Raw genomic sequence first — 3868 nt, forward strand, 5'->3', positions numbered from 1 at the left:
TTGGTATCCATAGCGGGCACCTCAGTCCAGCGAACTTACTGCAAGTATAGATTGCCCCAACACGTAAAGGGAACAGCGCCCAGTATTTTCAGTTGGCTCACTTGCTGGGAGTGGCGCAATATCCTATCGCGCGCATTGTAATTGGCTCGACGTTCGATGGCATGGATTTGGTGGCTTATACGATCGGAGCCCTATTGTTATCTGTCGCTCATATCATGATCGGTACAAAAATAAATTATATTCCGCCAACATCCAATAACGCTAAATACTAGAAAATCACGCACCAGGCCCACCCAAATACCATATATCGAGGCAATGCCTTTTCATCGCAAGCCGTGGTATAATGCGCAAAATATATTTATCTCCGGATCTACCATGACCAAAGAAATTGATTACAGCAATAACCCGCTGCACGGATTGAGTTTAAAACAACTGACCACAGAACTGGTCGAGCATTATGGCTTTACCATTTTATATGCTTATTTGAATATCAATTGTTTTAAAAGTAATCCCAGTATTGATTCCAGCGTTAAATTCCTGAAAAAAACCGATTGGGCGCGCGAAAAAGTAGAAGCCTTCTATATGTACCAGTTCAAGAGTCTACCCCGCGCCTCGGCCGAGCAGTTTGAACTGCCGCCGCGCGATCGCATAGTGCCGGCCGAGGACAAACCGGGCGAACCGGCTGAACTGAGTCTGGAAGACGCCGAACGCTTACGGCAAAAGCGGGAGCTCAAAGCGGCAAGCCACCAGCCAACCCGTAGCCATGGCGGCAACGCGCGGACGAGCTCGAATGCACGCTCAGGCTCGGGTCAGCGTAGCGAACCCCGTCGCAGTGCGTCTGAAGTTCCCAAGAACGCCGAGGGTAAAGTGGACCCTTGGGCGAAGTGGCGCAAATAACCCGGACACCGGCTCACCAGGCCCATTTCGCTGCCGCTTGAGCACAGGTGCCATCCAGCTGCTCATAGCGGTAGCCATCGACCCTTCGGTTGCGGTATGGTCGAGCAAACAGCGAAAGGAGTCCTGGTGATGGCGTTTGATATCTGGTTAGCATTTTTTACCGCCTGTTGGGTGATCAGCCTTTCTCCGGGCGCGGGGGCCATCGCCTCCATGTCCAGCGGGCTGCAGTTTGGCTTCTTGCGTGGCTACTGGAACGTCATCGGCCTGCAGTTAGCGCTGGCAGTGCAGATCCTCATCGTTGCCGCCGGTGTCGGTGCGGTCTTAACCGCCTCGGCGCTGGCCTTTAATCTGATTAAATGGTTCGGCGTGGCGTATCTGGTCTATCTGGCCATCAAGCAGTGGCAACAAAAACCTTCCACCATCACCACCGAACAGCAACAGCCGCAGGTCGATCCGCTGGCCATGATCATGAAGGGCTTTCTGGTGAACATCAGTAATCCCAAGGCGATTGTCTTTATGCTGGCGGTATTGCCACAATTTATCGATCCGGCGCAGGCGTTAATTCCCCAATACGGCATCATGATGCTGACCATGATTACGGTGGATATGATCGTCATGGCCGGATATACCTGCTTAGCGGTCAAGGTATTGTTATTTTTACGGACTCCGCGTCAGCAGCGGATATTAAATCGCAGCTTCGCCAGCCTATTTTTAGGCGCTGCATCCTTGCTGTCGTTTGTTCATCGCTAATAGCCACTTCACCCGAGGAGAATAATCGATGCTTGAATTGCGTCCCGGTTGTGAATGTTGCGATAAAGATCTGCCGCCCGAAGCTGACGATGCGCTGATTTGTTCCTTTGAGTGCACATTCTGCGCCGCCTGCGCCGGGCAAATTCTGGGCGGTGTGTGCCCGAATTGTGGTGGCGAGCTGGTGCCACGGCCACGACGTCCGGCAGCGAAATTGTTGAATAATCCCGCCAGTATGATCCGGGTTTTCAATCCTCAGCTCAAAAGCAGGGATCGTACGACACCCTGAATCTCGCTTGATCACAGGGCTCAGACACGCCCCCTGCGGGGCAAGCGTTGGGATCCTTGATGAAGAGGAGTATTCTTTGACGAAGCTTGGCTTCCGGAAATAAAACCGGCTCTGGATCTGCCAATTCATTGTATTATGGGTGGCACTATCTAAGATCAAGCCTGAAAGCCGTTGTAGTTGTTCAGCTATTATCTGGATAAAGCAGCCAGCTCCCATTTGAAAATCTTGCTATGGAATTTGCAGTATGGCGCATGAACGACAGGGATTGATGCGTTCATTATTCGACGAATACATCACCATGTATGCCTCGAGGGATGATCGATTAACCACGCGATTAAGTGATAACTTCAGTGGTTATGCCGGTAGCAGCGATATTCTCGTGACCGACAAAGAAGAATGGATACGAATTACCCGCCGCGACTTCGCTCAAGTGCCAAAGCCGCTGCACATCGAGATGCTGGATTTATCCCTGCAAGACCTCAGCGAGGATATCCTCGTCATCACCGCTTTTTTTCATATTCACTTGCCCGATCCGGAAGAAATACTCTCCCGCGAAACCGCCCGCCTGGTACTGATATTCCGCCTCGAAGGCGAAGCCTGGATGATTACCCACAGCGGTATCTCCATCCCCTATGGCCTGGCCGATGGCGGCGAAATTTATCCCATGACCCGGCTGGAAGAGCGCAAGCGCGAGCTGGAGCAGATGATTGAAGCGCGGACCCAGGAGTTGGCAGAAGCCAACCGGCAGTTGGAGATCCTCAGCAATACCGACGGCTTGACCAATATCGGGAATCGCCGCTACTTCGATCGCGTATTGCAAGAAGAGTGGAATCGCGGTCATCGCGCCACGAGCCCGTTGGCGTTGATTATGCTCGATATTGACTACTTTAAACGGTTCAACGACCACTATGGCCACCTGGCGGGTGATGCTTGCCTACAACGGTTGGCGCATGCGTTATGCCAGTCAGGGCGTCGCGCCGGAGAGTTGATCGCCCGCTATGGCGGCGAGGAGTTTGTCGTCCTGCTGCCGAATGCGGATAGCCGAGCCGCCCTGGATACCGCCCGTCATATCCAACAAGTGCTAGCGAGTTTGGCGATCCCCCATCACCAGACGAGCCCGAGTATTGTCACTGTCAGCCTGGGTGTAGCCAGTATGATCCCGAGCAGCGACTATTCCCCCGTCGAACTGGTTCGCCAAGCCGATGCGGCTCTGTATCAGGCTAAACAATCCGGGCGTAATTGCATTCGCAGTTATGGATAACGCCTCAGCACAGATCTTGAGTGATTGAATGAACAATAGATGACCAAGCGGGATCTGCGGCCCATATTCGGCGGCTTCATCTGTGGTTAATATGTGATATCACTCTAGGTTGGGCTGCGAATATTAAAAATAAGTTAACCCAATCAGACGACAGATGAATTAAACATGATAAATTCATGGGCCATTATTTTAATCAGAGAGCACAACATATGGATAACTCGGTAACAGCCAAACCCAGCACCGAAGGCACCGCCAAGCTGGTTTATATTTTATATCTGGCAGGGATCGTCTTTGGTATCACAGGTATTGTTGGCGTCGTCATGGCGTATATCAACAAAGACGAGGCACCTGATTGGCTGAAAAGTCACTATCAATTCCAGATCCGCACCTTCTGGATTGGCGGTCTCTATCTGCTGATCGGCACCCTGCTCTCCGTGATCCTGATCGGCTGGCTGGTGATCCTGTTCTGGGTGGTCTGGCTCATCATTCGCGCCGTCAAGGGCATGAAATTCCTGGATGCCAAGGAAGCCCATCCGAACCCTAGCGGCTGGATGTTCTAACGCATCGCGCGACACGGGATAAAAAGCCTCGAAAGAGGCGCTGTTCCCTTTACGTGTTGGGGCAATCTATACTTGCAGTAAGTTCGCTGGACTGAGGTGCCCGCTATGGATACC

5 protein-coding genes and 1 pseudogene are annotated in these 3868 nt (G+C 52.1%); all 6 read left to right on the top strand.

Features of this window, described 5'->3' with window-relative positions; genetic code table 11:
- Nucleotides 1–50 precede the first annotated feature (50 nt).
- Nucleotides 51–272: a DUF2809 domain-containing protein gene (locus tag ACYVG7_RS10945; protein WP_460883146.1), complete on the top strand. Its 222-nt coding sequence runs from the start codon at nucleotides 51–53 to the stop codon at nucleotides 270–272.
- A gap of 103 nt (nucleotides 273–375) precedes the next feature.
- Nucleotides 376–588 (top strand): annotated as a pseudogene (locus ACYVG7_RS10950) (VF530 family protein); the annotation flags it as partial.
- A 438-nt stretch (nucleotides 589–1026) separates the two neighbouring features.
- Complete coding sequence (locus ACYVG7_RS10955; protein WP_460883142.1) at nucleotides 1027–1647, top strand: LysE family transporter; 621 nt, start codon at nucleotides 1027–1029, stop codon at nucleotides 1645–1647.
- A gap of 28 nt (nucleotides 1648–1675) precedes the next feature.
- Entirely contained in the window at nucleotides 1676–1933 is a 258-nt protein-coding gene (locus ACYVG7_RS10960) for a DUF1272 domain-containing protein (protein ID WP_460883143.1), read from the top strand.
- A 244-nt stretch (nucleotides 1934–2177) separates the two neighbouring features.
- Nucleotides 2178–3194 (top strand): GGDEF domain-containing protein, encoded by a 1017-nt coding sequence (locus tag ACYVG7_RS10965; protein ID WP_460883144.1) that lies wholly within the window; start codon nucleotides 2178–2180, stop codon nucleotides 3192–3194.
- Between the two features lie 209 nt (nucleotides 3195–3403).
- A complete protein-coding gene (locus tag ACYVG7_RS10970; RefSeq protein ID WP_460883145.1) occupies nucleotides 3404–3754 on the top strand; it encodes a DUF4870 family protein in 351 nt (116 codons plus the stop codon).
- The last annotated feature ends 114 nt before the right edge of the window (nucleotides 3755–3868 follow it).

Source organism: Pseudaeromonas pectinilytica (assembly GCF_054780855.1).